General features: G+C 66.3%; 10 protein-coding genes. 6 read left to right on the forward strand and 4 right to left on the reverse strand.

What is annotated here, in order from left to right; translation table 11 throughout:
• Nucleotides 1-132: 132 nt before the first annotated feature.
• Nucleotides 133-2,898, reverse strand: a complete 2,766-nt coding sequence (gene glnE / locus ACTJKQ_RS09835; protein WP_146870591.1) for a bifunctional [glutamate--ammonia ligase]-adenylyl-L-tyrosine phosphorylase/[glutamate--ammonia-ligase] adenylyltransferase — start codon at nucleotides 2,896-2,898, stop codon at nucleotides 133-135.
• A gap of 143 nt (nucleotides 2,899-3,041) precedes the next feature.
• Here glnE and ACTJKQ_RS09840 point away from each other — a divergent pair, with 143 nt between their 5' ends.
• The 4 genes from ACTJKQ_RS09840 (at nucleotide 3,042) to ACTJKQ_RS09855 (ending at nucleotide 10,772) form a co-directional block, all read left to right on the forward strand.
• Nucleotides 3,042-7,199: a YhdP family protein gene (locus ACTJKQ_RS09840; protein ID WP_440596714.1), complete on the forward strand. Its 4,158-nt coding sequence runs from the start codon at nucleotides 3,042-3,044 to the stop codon at nucleotides 7,197-7,199.
• Nucleotides 7,196-8,011 carry a carbon-nitrogen hydrolase family protein gene (locus ACTJKQ_RS09845; protein ID WP_192419166.1) on the forward strand — a complete coding sequence of 272 codons (816 nt, stop codon included), beginning with the start codon at nucleotides 7,196-7,198 and terminating at the stop codon, nucleotides 8,009-8,011. The genes ACTJKQ_RS09840 and ACTJKQ_RS09845 overlap by 4 nt, the downstream gene beginning before the upstream one ends.
• On the forward strand, nucleotides 8,008-10,056 hold the full coding sequence (locus ACTJKQ_RS09850) for a two-component system sensor histidine kinase NtrB (protein WP_440596715.1): 2,049 nt from the start codon (nucleotides 8,008-8,010) through the stop codon (nucleotides 10,054-10,056). The genes ACTJKQ_RS09845 and ACTJKQ_RS09850 overlap by 4 nt, the downstream gene beginning before the upstream one ends.
• A gap of 86 nt (nucleotides 10,057-10,142) precedes the next feature.
• A complete protein-coding gene (locus ACTJKQ_RS09855) occupies nucleotides 10,143-10,772 on the forward strand; it encodes a response regulator transcription factor (RefSeq protein ID WP_440596716.1) in 630 nt (209 codons plus the stop codon).
• A 36-nt stretch (nucleotides 10,773-10,808) separates the two neighbouring features.
• Here the strand turns inward: ACTJKQ_RS09855 and ACTJKQ_RS09860 are convergent, their stop codons facing one another.
• Complete coding sequence (locus ACTJKQ_RS09860) at nucleotides 10,809-11,459, reverse strand: OmpA family protein (RefSeq protein WP_056067856.1); 651 nt, start codon at nucleotides 11,457-11,459, stop codon at nucleotides 10,809-10,811.
• A 197-nt stretch (nucleotides 11,460-11,656) separates the two neighbouring features.
• Nucleotides 11,657-11,800, reverse strand: coding sequence for a hypothetical protein (locus ACTJKQ_RS09865; RefSeq protein WP_192419165.1), 144 nt, complete (start codon nucleotides 11,798-11,800; stop codon nucleotides 11,657-11,659).
• Here ACTJKQ_RS09865 and mltA point away from each other — a divergent pair.
• Nucleotides 11,733-12,956, forward strand: coding sequence for a murein transglycosylase A (mltA, locus tag ACTJKQ_RS09870; RefSeq protein ID WP_440596717.1), 1,224 nt, complete (start codon nucleotides 11,733-11,735; stop codon nucleotides 12,954-12,956). The two genes, ACTJKQ_RS09865 and mltA, sit on opposite strands and share 68 nt — an antisense overlap.
• 73 nt (nucleotides 12,957-13,029) lie before the next feature.
• On the opposite strand, the gene ACTJKQ_RS09875 is transcribed toward mltA, so the two are convergent.
• Nucleotides 13,030-13,515: an Lrp/AsnC family transcriptional regulator gene (locus ACTJKQ_RS09875; RefSeq protein ID WP_056067858.1), complete on the reverse strand. Its 486-nt coding sequence runs from the start codon at nucleotides 13,513-13,515 to the stop codon at nucleotides 13,030-13,032.
• A 187-nt stretch (nucleotides 13,516-13,702) separates the two neighbouring features.
• Here ACTJKQ_RS09875 and ACTJKQ_RS09880 point away from each other — a divergent pair, with 187 nt between their 5' ends.
• Nucleotides 13,703-17,272 carry an indolepyruvate ferredoxin oxidoreductase family protein gene (locus ACTJKQ_RS09880; RefSeq protein ID WP_440596718.1) on the forward strand — a complete coding sequence of 1,190 codons (3,570 nt, stop codon included), beginning with the start codon at nucleotides 13,703-13,705 and terminating at the stop codon, nucleotides 17,270-17,272.
• Nucleotides 17,273-17,410: the final 138 nt, after the last annotated feature.

Here is a 17,410-nt window from a genome sequence, read left to right on the forward strand (position 1 = left end):
GGGATGACCTGTTGGTTGCAGCGAGGGACGGGCAGATGGGATGGAGGTTTTGCACCGTCCCAATATATGGTGGGGAGGGGGAAGGCGACCCCTCCAGAAGTCGGCCATCCCTTGCGGAGTGCGCCCGGCCGATCAGGCAGATGGGGCGGCGGAGCCGAAGACCGCCGACCACAGCGCCAGCACGGCATCGCGTTCGGCCTGCAGTGCGGGTGGTGTGACCTGGGTGGGCGCCTCGTCCAGCCGCGCCACGTGCTGTACACGGCGCAGTTCGCGGTAGGCGTCGGCGGCTGCGTGGCCCACGCCTGGGGGCAGCAGGCCCACTTGCTCGGCCCGCTGCAGCAGTGCAATGTTGCCCAGGTTGCCCCGCAATTCGGGGTGGGCGGCAGACTGCGAGAGCACTAGGTACTGCACGGCAAATTCGGCGTCTACCATGCCGCCCGGGCTGTGCTTCACGTCGAAGCGACCGGCGGGCGTGGGGTGGGCTGAGCGCACCCGCTCGCGCATGGTCACGATCTCGCCCCTCAACGCCAGCGGGTCGCGGGCAGAGGTGATGACGGCCTCGCGCACAGCGTCAAAGCGCTCGCGCAAGGCCTCGCTGCCCATCACGAACCGCGCACGTGTCATGGCCTGGTGTTCCCAGGTCCAGGCGGTGTTGCTGCCGCGTTGCTGCTGGTAGTTGGCGTAGGCCTCGAAGCTCGTCACCAGCAGGCCCGAGTTGCCGTTGGGCCGCAGGGCCGTGTCGATCTCATACAGGTCGCCCTCGCCGGTCTTGACGGTGAGCCAGTTGATGAGCTTGCGCACAAAGGCCGCATACACCTCGGGGGCGCGTTCGTCGTCGTCATCAAATACAAAGACGATGTCCAGGTCGCTGCCGTAGCCCAGCTCCTTGCCGCCCAACTTGCCGTAGCCAATGATGGCGAACTGGGGCTCGTCGCGGTGGCGGTTCTTGAGGCGGCTCCAGCACCACTGGCTGGTGATGCGCAGCACGCTGTCGGCCAGCGCGCTCAGGTCGTCGGCCACCTGCTCGACGGTGATGCGGCGCTCCACATCGCGCGCCAGGGTGCGGAAGGTTTCGGCATGTTGCGCACGGCGCAGCAGGTTGAGCAGGGTTTCGTCGTCGTCCTCGCCGGTAGAGCGCAGCGACGCCAGGCGCATGCCCAGCTCGCGTTCAAAGTCGGCCACCACAAAACGTTCGGACAACAGTGCATCGCCCACCAGTTCGTCGATCACACCGGGGTGCTGCAGCAGGTAACGCGCGGGCCACTTGGCTGCGCCAAGCAGGTGCAGCAGCTGCTCGTGCACCGAGGGCCGCTCCAGCAGCAGCGCCAGATAGCTTTCGCGCCGCAGCAGCGGCTCCAGCCAGTTGGCCAGGCGCACGGTGGCCTCTTCGGTGACGCGTCCTTCCTTGAGCCACTGGGCCGTGCGCTGCACCAGGCGGAACAGGCGGGCCCGCGCCTCGTCACGGAGTCCGGCCACGCGTGGGTGGTTGCGCCACTCGGCCACACGCTCGCGAAAGCCCGGTGGCAGTTGCTCCAGCAGGCCTTCCAGCTCTGGAGGCGGCGGTGCCGCCGCCCGGGGGCCACCACAGCCACCGCCACTGCATTGTTTTTTGCCGTTGCCACCCAGCAGGGTGTCGAACTCCTGGGCCACCAGCTCGCGGTGTGCGTCCAGCTCGTGCAGGAAGGCGCAGCAGTCCTTGTAGCCCAGGGTGCTGGCGATCCAGGCCAGGTCATCGTCGCGTGTGGGCAGCACGTGGGTCTGCTGGTCGTCCAGGTACTGGATGCGGTGCTCCACCCGTCGCAGGAACACATAGGCTCGGGCCAGCGCGTCGGCGGTTTCCTGCGGCATCAGGCCCGCATGGGCCAGGCGCTGCAGCGCATCGAGCGTGGGGCGGCGGCGCAGCTCGGGGAACTGCCCGCCGCGCACCACCTGCAGCAGCTGCACGGTGAATTCGATCTCGCGGATGCCGCCGCGCGAGAGCTTGACGTCGTTGGCACGCTCGGGGTGCCCGGCGCTGCGTTTGGACGCATGGTCCCGGATCTGGCTGTGCAGCGAGCGCAGCGCATCGAACACGCTGTAGTCCAGGTAACGGCGAAACACAAACGGCAGCACCACGCCGCGCAGGGCCTGCACCTCGGGGCGGCCGATGCACTCGCGGGGGGCCACCACGCGGCTTTTGAGCCAGGCAAAACGCTCCCATTCGCGGCCCTGCACCTGCAGGTATTCCTCCAGCGCGGCCAGGGACACCGATGCGGGGCCCGAGTTGCCGTTGGGCCGCAGGGCCAGGTCCACCCGGAAGACAAAGCCATGCTCGGTGGTGTCGCCCACCAGGCTGTAGATGGCCTTGACGGCGCGCGCAAAGTATTCGTGGTTGGAGATGCGGCCCCGGCCATCGGGCATGCCGGCGGTTTCGCCATCGTGCTCATACACATAGATGAGGTCGATGTCGCTCGAGACATTGAGCTCGCGGGCGCCCAGTTTGCCCATGCCGATGATCCACAGCTGCACGGGCTGGCCCTGTGGGCCGCGCGGGGCACCATGGCGTTCGTCCAGCTCGCGGCGCGCCTGCTGGCAGGCGCGGTCCAGGGCCAGCTCGGCCAGTTCGGTCACAGCCCGGGTGATGTCGGCCAGCGGTGTCTGCGCTTCGCAGTCCAGTTGGATCAGTCGTTCCATGACCAGCTGGCGCAGCACCCGCAGCGCGGTCCCGGTGTCGCAGCCACGCGCGCACAGAGCGTCGTAGGCCTGCTCCATGGTCGCAAGCACCGGAACACCGGGTGGCAGCAGCGGCAGGTCGTTGGCGTAGCGGCGGTGCAGGCGCTGGTAGAAGCGGGAATGCTCGGCCAGAGGTCCCTCGGGCAGGGGTTGATGGCAGCGGGGGTCAGACAGAGAAGGATGCATGGCAGCCACAGCCGGATGTTGGACGGGAAGCGGGGTGCTGGTCTGCGGGCCCGACGGCATACAAAAGCTCACTGGGCACTCGGGTCACGAGTGAACCCACGCCAGGGCTGCGGGTCATAATTCCTGCCACTTTCCATCTCACCATGATCGATCCCACCTCGCACCCCTCACGCCTGCTGAAAATAGTCGCAGGTTTTGCACGGTGGTCGCTGGGCTTGTTGCTCGCCTTCTGGCTGTTGCTGACCATCGCATGGGGGGCTCTTCATGGCTGGATTGTGCCGCGAATCGGTGATTTCCGCCCACAGTTGCAGGCGCAGGCCGCACGGGTATTGGGGGTTCCCGTGCAGATCGGCGCCATCGTGGCCCGCACCGAGGGGCTGATCCCGTCCATCGAGCTGTCTGATGTCGCGCTGCTGGATGCCTCGGGCCGCACTGCGTTGCGCCTGCCCCGGGTGGTGGTGGCGCTGTCACCCCGTTCGCTGCTGCAGTGGGGGTTCGAGCAGCTTTACATCGAAGGCCCGGACCTGGATGTGCGCCGGGCGAGTGACGGACGCATCTATGTGGCGGGGTTGGAGTTTGCCCAGAACCAGGGCGACAGCAGCGCGGCGGCCGACTGGTTGTTCTCGCAGGGCGAGGTCTACATCAAGGACGGCACGGTGCGCTGGACCGATGAGCAGCGCGGCGCTCCCGAGCTGGCGCTGGAAAAGGTGGATCTGGTTTTGCGCAACGGCAACTGGCGCCACAACCTCCGGGTGGATGCCACGCCGCCGCCGGAATGGGGGGACCGTTTCAGCCTGGTGGGTTTGTTTCGCGCGCCGCTGCTGCGCGCCCGCGATGGCAACTGGAAGCACTGGAACGGTCAGGTTTTTGCGCACTTCACGCGGGTCGATGTGTCGCATCTGCGGCACCACGCCGATGTGGGCATCGAGGTGGCGCAGGGCCGGGGCGCGTTGCGGGCCTGGGCCGATGTGCGCAGCGGCCAGGTGGTGGGGGGCACGGCCGACCTGGCGCTGGCCGATGTGAACACCACGCTGGCCGCCGATCTGCGCCCGCTGGTTCTTCCTTCCATCCAGGGCCGGCTGGGGGGGCGGAGGCTCACCGGCGGCTTTGAGTTCTCGACGCAGGCGCTGCAGTTCCAGACCGATGATGGCCTGACCTGGCCCGGTGGCAACTTGCGGCTGGTGCACACCGATGTCAACGGCAAGGCCCCGGCGCAAGGCGAGTTGCGGGCTGACCGGCTGGACCTGGCAGCCCTGGCGCAGGTGGCCAGCCGCCTGCCGCTGGGGACGGTCGCCCACGACGCCTTGCGCACCTACACGCCCCAAGGACTGGTGGACGAGATCCAGGCCACCTGGAAGGGGCCTCTGGATGCGTTGCAGCAGTACCAGGTCAAAGGGCGTATCCAGGGGCTGGCACTGGCGGGTGCCACGGATGGCTCGGCCCCCGCCCACCTGGGTCTGCGTGGCGCCAACGTGGACATCGACATGAACCAGGCAGGGGGCAAGGCGGCACTGACCATGGCGTCAGGTGCGTTGGTGCTGCCAGGGGTGTTCGAGGAACCCGTCCTGCCGCTGGACCGGCTCAGTGCCGACGTGCGCTGGCAGCTGGACGGCAGCCGTATTGCCGTGCAGGCCAATGATGTGCAGTTCGCCAACGCCGATGCGCAGGGCGATGCCCGTGCCACCTGGCACACCAGCGACGCATCCAAGGCGCCCCACCGGTCGCGCTTTCCGGGGGTGCTGGACCTCACGGGCACGCTGCACCGCGCCGACGGCACCCGGGTGCACCGCTACCTGCCCTTGTCCATTCCTGCCGATTCGCGTCACTATGTGCGCGACGCGGTGGTCGCCGGCAGCGCCAGCAATGTGCAGTTCCGCGTCAAGGGCGATCTGCATGACCTGCCCTTCAACGATCCCAAGCAGGGCGAGTTCCGCATTGCTGCGCGCGTCAAGGACGTGACCTATGCCTACGTTCCTACCGCGCTGCAGCCTGCGGGCACCCTGCCCTGGCCTGCGTTGACTGACCTCGGCGGTGAGCTGATTTTTGAGCGTTCGTCCATGCAGGTGCGCGGTGCCAGCGGCGGCTTTGCAGGCAGCAAGGGCCTGCGGCTGTCCAAGGTCGATGCCCGCATTCCAGACCTGGCGCACACCGTGGTGGGCGTGAGCGCCGATGCACGCGGCCCGCTGGCAGAGCTGCTGACGCTCATGACCACATCACCGCTGGGCCGTATGACGGGCAATGCGCTGGAGCAGGCCAGCGGCACGGGCAATGCCGACTTCCAGTTGCGACTGAGCCTGCCCATCAGCGACATCAACAAATCCAAGGTGCAGGGCAGCGTCACGTTGGCTGGCAATGAGCTGCGCATCACCCCCGACACCCCGGCGCTCACCCGCGTTCGGGGCGCCGTGCAGTTCAGCGAGACCGGTTTTTCACTGTCCAATGTGCAGGCCCAGGCGCTGGGCGGCCCCGTGCGGCTGGAAGGCGGCATGCGTGCGCTGGCAGCCAATGCCCCGGCCACCGAGTCGGCGGTGCAGATCCGTGCGCAGGGCACCGCCACGGCCGAAGGCCTGCAGCAAACCCCGCAGCTGGGCATGTTGTCGCAACTGGCGCGGCGTGCCACCGGCAGCGCACCGTACACGCTGGCCCTGTCGTTTCGCCGGGGGGTGCCCGAGCTGCAGGTCAACACCAGCCTGCAGGGCCTGGCCTTGGCCTTGCCGCCCCCGCTGGGCAAGACGGCGGACAGCAGCCTGCCCCTGCGCTTTGACAACCAGGTGGCGCGCGAATCACTGGTGGGCTTGGCGAGCAGCAACGGCAACGGGAGCAGTGCCCCCCCGTTGCGGGACCAGATCGTGTTGGACCTGGGATCACTTGGCTCCGCCACCTACCTGCGCGACCTGAGCGGCCCCCAGCCGCGCGTGCTGCGCGGCGCTATCGGTGTGGGCCTGAGCAACGGCGAGTCCGCCCCGATGCCTGCGCAAGGCGTGGCTGCCAACATCAACCAGGGCAAGCTGGATGTGGACGCCTGGGACGAGGTACTCACCCGGGCCACTGCCGCCGAGCCCGCCCCCCGGGGTGCCGCAGTGGCGACCACGCCTGCCGGGCAGGCCGTGGCACAGGACTATCTGCCCACCACCTTGGCGCTGCGTGCGCGCGAACTCACGTTGCAAGGCCGCACGCTGCACAACGTGGTGGCAGGCGCGCTGCGCGACGGCTCCACCTGGCGTGCCAACCTCGATGCCACCGAACTCAATGGCTACCTGGAGTACCGCCAGCCCGGATCGCCCGACTTCAGCAGCGGCCGTTTGTTTGCCCGGCTGTCGCGTGTGAACATGCCGCAAAGCGACGTGACCCAGGTCGAAGAACTGCTCAACGAGCAACCAGGCAACCTGCCTGCGCTGGACATCGTCGTGGAGGATTTCGAGCTGCGTGGCAAGCGGCTGGGACGGGTGGAGATGGAGGCCCAGAACCGGGGCGGCGAGGGGGTGCAGCGCGAGTGGCGCCTGTCCAAGTTCAATATCACGGCGCCCGAAGCAGCTTTCACTGCCAACGGCAACTGGGCGGTGCTCAATGCAGCCTCTGCAGGCCCCCGTTCGGCCGAGCGGCGCACCGTGCTCAGCTTCAAGCTCGATATCCGCGACTCGGGCGATCTGCTGGCCCGCCTGGGCATGGCCAACGTGGTGCGGCGCGGCAAGGGCCGCATGGAAGGGCAGGTGGGCTGGATTGGCGCTCCCTTCAGCCCCGATTACCGCAGCATGACCGGGCAGATCAACCTGAATGTCGAATCCGGCCAGTTTCTGAAGGCTGATCCTGGTCTGGCCAAGCTGCTGGGCGTGCTCAGCCTGCAATCATTGCCGCGCCGCTTGACACTGGATTTTCGCGATGTGTTCAGTGAAGGTTTTGCGTTTGATTTTGTGCGCGGTGATGTACGCATCGAGCGCGGTGTGGCCACCACCAACAACCTGCAGATGAAGGGCGTCAATGCGGCCGTACTGATGGAAGGCAGCGCCAACATCGACCAGGAGACGCAGGACCTGCGTGTGGTGGTGGTGCCAGAGATCAACGCCATGACGGCGTCGCTTGTGGCCACGGCCATCAACCCGGTGATTGGCCTGGGCAGCTTTTTGGCACAGGTGTTTTTGCGCGGTCCGCTCATCGAGGCTGCCACGCAGGAATTCCGCATCGATGGCACCTGGGCCGACCCGCGTGTGGTGCGCGTGGCCCGCCGCGGGCGCGAATCGAGCCCTGCCACCGAGGCGACGCCCCGGGCCAACCCACCCCCCAAGACTGGAGAACCTTCATGAAAGTCGCCGCCATCCAGATGGTGTCTGGCATCGCGCTGGACGATAACTTGCGCGTTGCGCGCCAGCTGCTGGAACAGGCTGCGCAGGGCGGCGCCGAACTGGCGGTGCTGCCGGAGTATTTTTGCCTGATGGGGCACAAGGACACTGACAAGCTCGCCTTGCGCGAGACCGCTGGTTCCGGAGTGATCCAGCAGTTTCTGGCCGATACCGCGCGCGCGCTTGAGATGTGGATCGTGGGCGGCACGCTCCCGATGGCCACGGGTACGCCGGACCGGGTGCGCAACACGACGCTGGTCTTCGACCCGACGGGTGCCTGTGTGGCGCGCTACGACAAGATCCATCTCTTTCGCTTCAGCAACGGCGCTGAACAGTACGACGAAGGCCGTGTCATCGACGCCGGTGACACCCCGGTGCAGTTTGATCTGCAAGCGCGCAGCGGCCAGCGCTGGCGGGTGGGGTTGTCCGTTTGTTACGACCTGCGCTTTCCGGAGTTGTACCGCGCGCATGCCCGCGCAGGTGCGGACCTGCTGCTGGTGCCCAGCGCCTTCACGCACACCACGGGTCAGGCGCACTGGGAAGTGTTGCTGCGTGCCCGCGCGGTGGAAAACCTGGCCTATGTACTCGCCCCTGCCCAAGGCGGTGTGCACGCCAACGGCCGCCATACCTGGGGCCACAGCATGCTGGTGGACCCCTGGGGCAGCATCATCGCGCAGCGCGATCAAGGCGCTGGCGTGGTAGCCGGCGAGCTGGACGCGCAGCGCCTGAGTGCCGTGCGCGCTCAGCTGCCCGCATTGACCCACCGCGTGCTGTGAAGCCAACGCCCGTCAAACGCACCCTGCTGCAGCGCTGGCGCGGAGCCTGGCGTCGCTGGTCGTTATGGACGGCGCTGGTACTGCTCGTGGTGTCCATGCTTGCCACCATGGTATGGCTTGCCGGGCGCTATGAAGCCAGCCAGGTGCAGACCCGCCTGGAGCGGGACACCGCCGATGCAGTCTCGGACATCCGCACCGCGCTGACGCACAACCTGCAAAGCCTGCAGGCACTCCCCAGCGACAACCCGAGCCATCTGGCCTGGGAGGTCGAGGCGTCTGACCTGCTGCGTAACCGGCGCGAGCTCGTGCGCATTGAGCTGCGCGATGCGAATCTGCGCATGCGCACCCACGTGCAGTCACCCTACCGCCCGGTGGCCTGGGACATGCGGCTGCGCGACAGTGGCCAGTCGGACCTCACTATCGCCTGTGCCAACGCGCGTCGCCTGGGGGGGCCAGCGTATTCCAGCAGCTACTTTCAGCCCCATGGTGACGGCCTGGGCTCGGAGATGATGGAGCTGTGTGTTCCGTTGTCTGCCAGCGGACGCACCATGGGGTATCTGGTCGCGACGTATGCGCTGCAGGACATCCTGTCCAATCTGGTGGGGCACAACCTCACGCGCAGCCAGGAAGCCTCCTTCACAGAGGCCGACGGCACCCGGCTGGCGGTGCTGGGTGCCGCGCGACGGGGGTCGCGCATGTTCTCGGCGCAGCACCTGCTGGACTTGCCAGGCAGTACATTGGTGCTGCGCATGGACAGCTGGCACAGTGCACCCAGCCTGTTCCCCAATGTGTTGACGGCCCTGGTCACGGCCATGTCGATTGCGCTGGTGACGGTGATGGTGGTGCTGGTGCGCGACAACCGCCGCCGCCTGCGCGCCGAGCGTGACCTGGCCGATGCGCTGGCCTTTCGCAAGGCGATGGAGGACTCGCTGGTGACCGGGCTTCGCGCGCGCGACCTGGAGGGGCGCATCACCTACGTCAACCCGGCCTTCTGCGAGATGGTGGGCTTCAGCCCGCAGGAGCTGCTGGGCCTGAGCATGTCGGCACCCTATTGGCCCCCCGAGCGTGTGGAGGAATACCGCCAGCGCCAGGCCATCCGTTTTGCCGGCACCATGCCGCCGCGCGAGGGGTTTGAGTCCGAGTTCATGCGCAAGGACGGCACGCGGTTTCCCGTGCTGATCATCGAGGCCCCGCTCATCAATGCCCAAGGCCAGCACACCGGCTGGATGAGCGCGTTTCTGGACATCAGCGAACAGCGCCGGGTCGAGGAGCTGTCCCGCGCCTCGCAGGAGCGGCTGCAGGCCACTGCGCGGCTGGCCACGGTGGGCGAGATGGCTTCGTTGCTCAGCCATGAACTCAACCAGCCGCTGGCCGCCATCTCCAGCTACGCCAATGGTTCCATCAACCTGCTGGAACATGCCACTCCCGCCAGTGCGTCTGGACCCGAGCCCGACGCGCTGGAGGATGTGCGCATGGCTATGCGCCAGATTGCCCGCCAGGCCGAGCGAGCGGGCCGAGTGATCAAAAGTGTTCACGACTTCGTCCGGCGCCGCGACCAAGCCCGTGAGGCAGTGCATGCGCAGCAATTGCTCGATGCCATCCTGCCGCTGGTGAGCCTGCAGGCCCGCAAACTGGGTGTGCGCGTCAACACATCGGTGGAGCAGGGCCTGGCGCCCGCGCTGTGTGACCGTACGATGGTGGAGCAGGTATTGCTGAACCTTGCGCGCAATGCCATGCAGGCGATGGATGATCCCGGCGTGCGCAATCGCGTGCTGGATATCCGGGTGCGGCGTGCTGCCTCCAATCCGCATAACGGCTGGATTGAATTTGCTGTGACCGATGTGGGAACCGGGATTCCCCCCGAGGTCGCAGAAAAACTGTTCACCCCGTTTTTCACCACCCGCCCGGAGGGCATGGGCTTGGGGTTGAGCATGTGCCGCACCGTCATCGAACAACACGGCGGTTTTCTCGGATTTGCGCCGAATGAGCCCCGTGGTACGGTATTTACCTTCACGCTGCCTGTGAACAATGGAACCACCCCCTGAGGCACGTTACGGCTGCCAGCGATGGGGCTTTGGTGCTTTCATCGTCTGCGCGTGACTGACATTGCAATGGACAACTGAACTGATCTATGGAGCCCATCACCAACGCCACCGTGTACATCGTGGACGATGACGCCAGCGTGCGCGAGGCGCTGGCCTGGCTGCTGCGCTCGCGCAGGCTGCCCAGCGAGTCCTTTGATTCGGCCGAAGCCTTCAATGCGATGCTGCAAAAGCGGCCACCCCAACGCCAGCCCTGTTGCCTGCTACTGGATGTGCGCATGCCTGGCATGAGCGGGCTGGCACTGTTTGACGTGTTGGCCGCGCGTGGCGACCTGGCCACCATGCCGGTGATCTTTCTCACTGGCCATGCGGACGTGCCCACCGCCGTGGACACCGTCAAGCGGGGGGCCTTTGATTTTTGCGAGAAGCCGTTTTCCGACAACGCGCTGGTGGACCGCATTGAGCAGGCACTCGCCCAATCGGCCGAGCGGCTGGCCCAGGTGCGCGAACGCAGTGACTTGCAGGTGCGGCTGAGCGAACTGACCGAGCGGGAGCGTGATGTGATGGACCTGGTGGTGGCCGGTCTTCCCAACAAGCTCATCGCAGACCAGCTCGACATCAGCGTGCGCACGGTCGAGGTTCACCGCTCACGGGTGTTCGACAAGATGCAGGTCAAGTCCGCAGTGGAGTTGGCCAACCTGCTGCGCACGGGTAACTGAGCCCACCTTCTGGCGGGGAGTTCGCAGTCCGGGCGATCAGCCCCGTGGTCGTTCGCCCACAAAAATCTCGACCCGCCGGTTGCGCGCACGGCCCTCGGCGGTGTCGTTGGTAGCGATGGGGTAACGCTCGCCCATGCCTTCGATCACGATGCGGCGGCCATCCACACCGCGCGCTGTCAGGTAGCTGCGGGTGCTTGCGGCGCGGTCCATCGACAGGGGGTTGTTGGTGGCATCGCTGCCTGTGCTGTCGGTGTGCCCCACGATGCGTACGTCAGTGTTCGGGTTGTTGCGCAGGCCTGCGGCAAACTGGTCCAGGACCGGCGCGAAGTTGGGCTGGATGTCCGAGCGGCCCACGGCAAACGAGATGTCGCTGGGGATATTGAGCTTGAGCTGGTTGTCAGCCGTCTGGGTCACGGCGATACCGGTGCCCTGGGTGGCTTGTTCCATCTCGCGCTTTTGGCGCTCCATGTTTTGCGACCAGATGTAGGTGCCCAGTGCCCCGACACCGGCCCCCACCACGGCGCCGGTCCCGGCGCTGCCGCCGGTCGCGGAGCCGATGACCGCGCCTGCCAGCGCCCCAATGCCAGCTCCGGTGGCTGTACGGCGCTGGGTGTCATCCATGCTGGCGCATCCGGTGACCAGAACGATGGCGGCGGCAGCGCCGAGAATTTGAATGTGTGTGCGCATGTGTGTGCTCCTTGAAAAGCGGTGGCGCTGGGTGGGCGGGCCTTGCACCCGCCGCGCTGTCGGAGCGTTATCGCGTCCCGTGCAGTGGCATCACCCAGCTCACACCATCGTGGGGCCCGCGATGAAGCTGTGCCATCGGCGTGCTGGCCCATCGGTTGTAGGACAGGGCCGTCCCTGGGGCGCAACTCACTGTCCGTTCAAGGCGATGGCGGATGCTTGTCGCTGTCGGCGGGCGGTGGGGACTTCAGTTCTCCTCCCTTGCGGCCCGAGAACATGGTCCACCACACGATAGCCACCAGTACCACCAGCGCCAGCAGCGCTTCAAGCAAAATCAGCCCCATGAAATTGACACTCCTGCGCGTTGCGTTGACCGCGCTGATTGTAGGAACGCTGGCCGCCTGCTCCACGCCCCCTGCCCCAGTCCCCGCACGCCCTGGGGGCACTCCTGCGCCGCTGCCGCCCAGTGCGGTGGTGCTGCCGGGCGACACCGGCCCGCTGCCATCGCCCATGGTGCAGCCCAAAAGCCGCTGGATTCCCGTGCGCTGGGCCGAGCTGCCGGGCTTTACCGAAGACGCGCTGCACGAAGCCTGGAACGCGTGGATCAAGAGCTGCGAGCGGCCCCAGCCGCCCTTCACTGCGCTGTGCAGCGAGGTCCGGCAGCTGAGCATTGCCACGGCCGATGAGCAGCGCGCCTGGCTCATCGCACGCTTGCAGCCCTACCGCGTCGAGGCGACTGACGGCAACGCCGATGGTTTGCTGACGGCCTACTACGAACCCATGATGGACGCGGCGCGTCAGCCCGGCAATGGTTTCACAGTGCCTATCTATCGGGTACCCGCCAGCCTCGGGGCGCGCAAGCCCTGGTACACCCGCCAGCAGATTGACACCCTGCCGGAGGCCCAGGCCGCGCTCGCGGGCCGGGCCATTGCGTGGCTGCGTGATCCCATCGAGTCCATGGTGCTGCACATCCAGGGGTCGGGCCGTCTGCGCATCACCGAGCCCGATGGCTCGGTCTCGCTGGTGCGGGTGGCCTACGCAGGCACCAATGACCAGCCCTACCAGAGCGTGGGCCGCTGGCTGCTGGACCAGGGCCTGACGCGCGATGCGACCTGGCCGGGCATCCGCGCCTGGGTGGCCGCGAACCCCCAGCGCACCAATGAGCTGCTGTGGAGCAACCCTCGCTATGTGTTCTTCCGCGAAGAGCCTTTGAGCCCGCTGGACGCCGGGTTTGGCCCGCGTGGTGCGCAGGGCGTGCCCCTGACGCCGGGCCGATCGATTGCAGTGGACCGGCAGAGCATTCCCTACGGCACCCCCGTGTGGCTGGCTTCGTCCGGCCCGCAGGTGCAGCTCAACCGCCTGGTGCTCGCACAGGACACGGGCAGCGCCATCCTCGGTGCAGTGCGTGCGGACTATTTCACGGGTTGGGGGCCAGAGGCGGGTGACATCGCGGGCCGGCTCAAGCAGAACTTGCGCCTTTGGGCGCTGTGGCCGCGCTGAGGCGCTCATGAAATGAGGCGTGGCCCCAATCTGCCCTGCCTTTTGGAGCTGGCAGAGCCAGGGCGGCGCGCCTTCAAGCCCGTGTGCGTGTGAGGTGTGTCAGCGGCAGCGCCCCGCTGGCCTTCACCTCACCCAGCGAGAAGCTGGTGTGCATGTCTTTCACGTTGGGCAGGTTCAGCAGCACGTCGCGCGCAAACTGCGAGAAGCTGTCCAGATCCCGTGCCACCACCTGCAGCTCGAAGGTGCCGGTGCCGCTGATGTAGTGGCACGACACCACTTCCGGAATCTGTCGGATGGCTTCCTCCATCTTGCGCGTGAGGTTGCCCGTGCTGCGGTCCGCATCCAGCCGCACGAAGGCCAGTACCCCGAGGCCGATCTTGTGCCGGTCGATTTCTGCGCGGTAGCCCTTGATGAAGCCTTGCTCCTCCAGCGCCCGCACGCGGCGCCAGCAGGGTGCGGCCGACAGGCCCACCCGCTGGGCCAGCTCGGCATTTGTCAGTCGGGCGTCAGCCTGCAGCTCGTTGAGGATGGCGATATCGAATTTGTCGAGAGTGTTCACAAAGTGGCCGAAAAGAGAAAGATCCTTTCTCAGAATAGCCTAAACGCGGCACAGAACGCAAAGACATATCAGCGGCGCAGACATACACTTACCTGCACATTAGTGCCGTGGCCCTAAACGGGCCGCAGGTGCTGCCCCAGCGTGCCCACAAGGCGCGGACATCACAAAAGCCATTGGAGACATAGCCATGAACGCCCCCCTGCCCGAGTCCATCCGCAAAGCGCTAGAGACGGTCACTCTGGATGACAAATACACCTTGGGCGAGGGCCGTGCCTTCATGAGCGGCGTGCAGGCCCTCGTGCGCCTGCCCATGCTGCAGCGCCAGCGCGATGCGGCGGCGGGGCTCAATACGGCGGGCTTCATCAGTGGCTACCGGGGCTCGCCCCTGGGCACGTACGACCAGGCGCTGTGGGCCGCCAAGAAGCACCTGGCGGCCAACAACATCGTCTTTCAGCCCGGTGTGAACGAAGAACTGGGCGCCACGGCCGTGTGGGGCACGCAGCAACTCGACCTGTACCCGCAAAGCAAAAAGTTCGATGGCGTCTTCGGCATCTGGTACGGCAAGGGCCCGGGCGTGGACCGCTGCTCGGACGTGTTCAAGCACGCCAATATGGCGGGCACCGCCAAGCATGGCGGCGTGATCGCGATTGCGGGCGACGACCACATCAGCAAGAGCAGCACGGCCGCGCACCAGAGCGACCACATCTTCAAGGCCTGCGGCACGCCGGTGTTCTTCCCGAGCAGCGTGCAAGAGATTCTGGACATGGGCCTGCACGCCTTTGCCATGAGCCGCTTCTCGGGTGTGTGGTCGGGCATGAAGACCATCCAGGAGGTGGTGGAGTCGTCCAGCAGCATCAACATCGACCCGGACCGCGTGAAGATCGTGATGCCCGAGGACTTCGTGATGCCTCCCGGCGGCCTGCACATCCGCTGGCCTGATGCGCCCCTGGAGCAGGAGGCGCGCCTCATGGACTACAAGTGGTACGCGGCGCTGGCGTACATCCGCGCCAACAAGCTCAACTACAACGTCATCGAAGGCAAACAAGACCGCTTCGGCATCATCGCCAGCGGCAAGGCCTATAACGACACGCGCCAGGCCTTGGTGGATCTGGGGCTGGACGACGACACCTGCCGCAGCCTGGGCATCCGCGTACACAAGGTCAACGTGGTGTGGCCGCTCGAAGCCACCATCACGCGTGACTTTGCCCAGGGCCTGCAAGAGATTCTGGTGGTGGAGGAAAAGCGCCAGGTCATCGAATACCAGCTCAAGGAGGAGCTGTACAACTGGCGCCCCGATGTGCGTCCCAACGTGCTGGGCAAGTTCGACGAGCCCGAAGGCGACGCCACGGGCGGCGAATGGAGCATGCCCAACCCCAGCCAGAACTGGCTGCTGCGCGCCAAGGCCGACCTCACGCCCGCCATCATCGCCAAGGCAATTGCCAAGCGCCTCAAGAAGCTGGGTGTGCCCTCTGACATCGTGGCCCGCATGGAGGCACGCCTTGCCATCATCGAGGCCAGCGAACGCGCCATGACGGAGTTGAAGGTGGACACGGGCGAACGCGCTCCGTGGTTCTGCAGCGGCTGCCCGCACAACACCAGCACCCGCGTGCCCGAAGGCTCCCGCGCCGTCGCCGGCATTGGCTGCCACTACATGGTCAACTGGATGCCCGACCGCCGCACCAGCACCTTCACGCAAATGGGCGGCGAGGGCGTGACCTGGGTGGGCCAGCAGCCCTTCACCACGGACGCGCACATCTTCGCCAACCTGGGCGACGGCACCTACTTCCACAGCGGCCTGCTGGCCATTCGCCAGAGCATTGCGGCGGGTGTGAACATCACCTACAAGGTGCTCTACAACGACGCCGTGGCCATGACCGGCGGCCAGCAGGTGGGCGAGCGGCCTGAGGGCCACTCGGTGCTGCAGATCATGAACAGCCTCAAGGCCGAAGGTGTGGCCAAGCTCGTGATCGTGACCGACGAGCCGCACAAATACGACGGTGTGGCCCTGGCCGATGGCGTGACGGTGCACCACCGCGACGATCTGGATACCATCCAGCGCCAGTTCCGCGAGATCAAGGGCTGCACGGCCATCATTTACGACCAGACCTGCGCCACCGAAAAGCGCCGCCGTCGCAAGCGCGGCAAGCTGGCCACCCCTGACAAGACCGTGGTCATCAACGACCTGGTGTGCGAGGGCTGCGGCGACTGCTCGACGAAGTCGAACTGCCTGAGCGTGGAGCCCGTGGAGACCGAGTTCGGCCGCAAGCGCCGCATCAACCAGAGCACGTGCAACAAGGACTACTCCTGCGTCAACGGCTTCTGCCCGAGCTTCGTCACGGTGGAAGGTGGCCAGCTCAAGAAGCCCAAGAAGGAGAAGAAGGGCGACCTGTCGGCGCTGCCCTCCATTCCTGAGCCCGTGCTACCCGTGGCTGAAAGCGCCTGGGGCATTGTGGTGGGCGGTGTGGGCGGCACGGGCGTGATCACCATCGGCTCGCTGCTGGGCATGGCCGCGCACCTCGATGGCAAGGGCGTGATCACCCAGGACGCCGGCGGCCTGGCGCAAAAGGGCGGCGCTACCTGGAGCCACATCCAGATTGCCAATCGCCCCGACGCCATCTACACCACCAAGGTTGATACCGCCAAGGCCGACCTGGTGATCGGTTGCGACTCCATCGTGGCCGCGCACAAGTACACCCTGGCTGTCATGCAGCCCGGCCGCACCTTTGTGGCGCTCAACACCCACAGCACGCCCACGGCGGCGTTTGTGAACAACCCGGACTGGCAGTTCCCTGGGGGCAACTGCGACGCCGCCATTGCCACCGCCGTAGGCGCGGCAGGTGTGGGCAGCTTTGACGCCGAGCAGGTGGCCACCCAGCTGCTGGGCGACAGCATCTACACCAACCCGCTGATGCTGGGCTACGCCTGGCAAAAGGGCCGCGTGCCGCTGACGTTGGCATCGCTGATGCGCGCCATGGAACTCAACGGCGTGCAGGTGGACAACAACAAGGCGGCGTTTGAATGGGGCCGCCGCTGCGCGCACGATCTGGCGTCGGTGCAGGCGCTGTTCCAGGCCGCGCAGGTGATCCAGTTCGTCAAGAAGCCGTCGCTGGCCGAGATGGTGGCCAAGCGCGTGGAGTTCCTGACGGGTTATCAGAACGCCGCTTACGCTTCCGAGTACCAGGCCTTCGTCGAGAAAGTGAAGGCGGCGGAAGCAAAACTGGGCAGCGGCACCCGCCTGTCTGAGGCAGTGGCCCGCTACCTGTTCAAGCTCATGGCCTACAAGGACGAGTACGAAGTGGCGCGCCTGCACACCGACAAGGCCTTCACGGACAAGATCGCGAACATGTTCGAAGGCGATTACAAGCTGGTGCACCACCTGGCACCGCCCCTGACCGCCAAGAAGAACGACAAGGGCGAGCTGGTGAAGCAGCCGTTTGGCCCTTGGATGCGCAGCGCCTTCGGCCTGCTGGCCAAGATGAAAGGCCTGCGCGGCACGGTACTGGACATCTTCGGCAAGACCGAGGAGCGCCGCATGGAGCGTGCACTGATCGTCGAATACCGCGCCTGCGTCGACGAGCTGCTGGCCCGCTTGAACGCTGACAACCTGGCCTTGGCGGTGGAAATTGCCCGCATTCCCGAAGAGATCCGTGGTTACGGCCACGTGAAGGAACGGCACCTGAAGGCGGCGCGTCCCAAGTGGGACGGCCTGATGGCCCAGTGGCGCACGGGCGCCCCGGTCCAGCGTCAGGTCGCCTGATAGGTCCTTCTGCCGTCAGTGTCTCCCACAAAAGCCCGCCTCTGTGCGGGCTTTTGCTATTAATAGTGTAGCTATTGAGGCATGAATCCCTAGCGCATCACCCGTTTTTGGCCTGTATTTCCGCTGGCGGGCCCTTGT

It is taken from the genome of Acidovorax sp. 22279, from assembly GCF_052045435.1.
Classification (GTDB): Bacteria; Pseudomonadota; Gammaproteobacteria; order Burkholderiales; family Burkholderiaceae_C; genus Acidovorax; species Acidovorax delafieldii.

Bases quoted from the DNA above. Each gene is read 5' to 3' on its own strand.
- glnE (WP_146870591.1), bottom strand. From the start codon at position 2,898: ATGCATCCTTCTCTGTCTGACCCCCGCTGCCATCAACCCCTGCCCGAG.
- ACTJKQ_RS09840 (WP_440596714.1), top strand. From the start codon at position 3,042: ATGATCGATCCCACCTCGCACCCCTCACGCCTGCTGAAAATAGTCGCA.
- ACTJKQ_RS09845 (WP_192419166.1), top strand. From the start codon at position 7,196: ATGAAAGTCGCCGCCATCCAGATGGTGTCTGGCATCGCGCTGGACGAT.
- ACTJKQ_RS09855 (WP_440596716.1), top strand. From the start codon at position 10,143: ATGGAGCCCATCACCAACGCCACCGTGTACATCGTGGACGATGACGCC.
- ACTJKQ_RS09860 (WP_056067856.1), bottom strand. From the start codon at position 11,459: ATGCGCACACACATTCAAATTCTCGGCGCTGCCGCCGCCATCGTTCTG.
- mltA (WP_440596717.1), top strand. From the start codon at position 11,733: ATGGTCCACCACACGATAGCCACCAGTACCACCAGCGCCAGCAGCGCT.
- ACTJKQ_RS09865 (WP_192419165.1), bottom strand. From the start codon at position 11,800: ATGGGGCTGATTTTGCTTGAAGCGCTGCTGGCGCTGGTGGTACTGGTG.
- ACTJKQ_RS09880 (WP_440596718.1), top strand. From the start codon at position 13,703: ATGAACGCCCCCCTGCCCGAGTCCATCCGCAAAGCGCTAGAGACGGTC.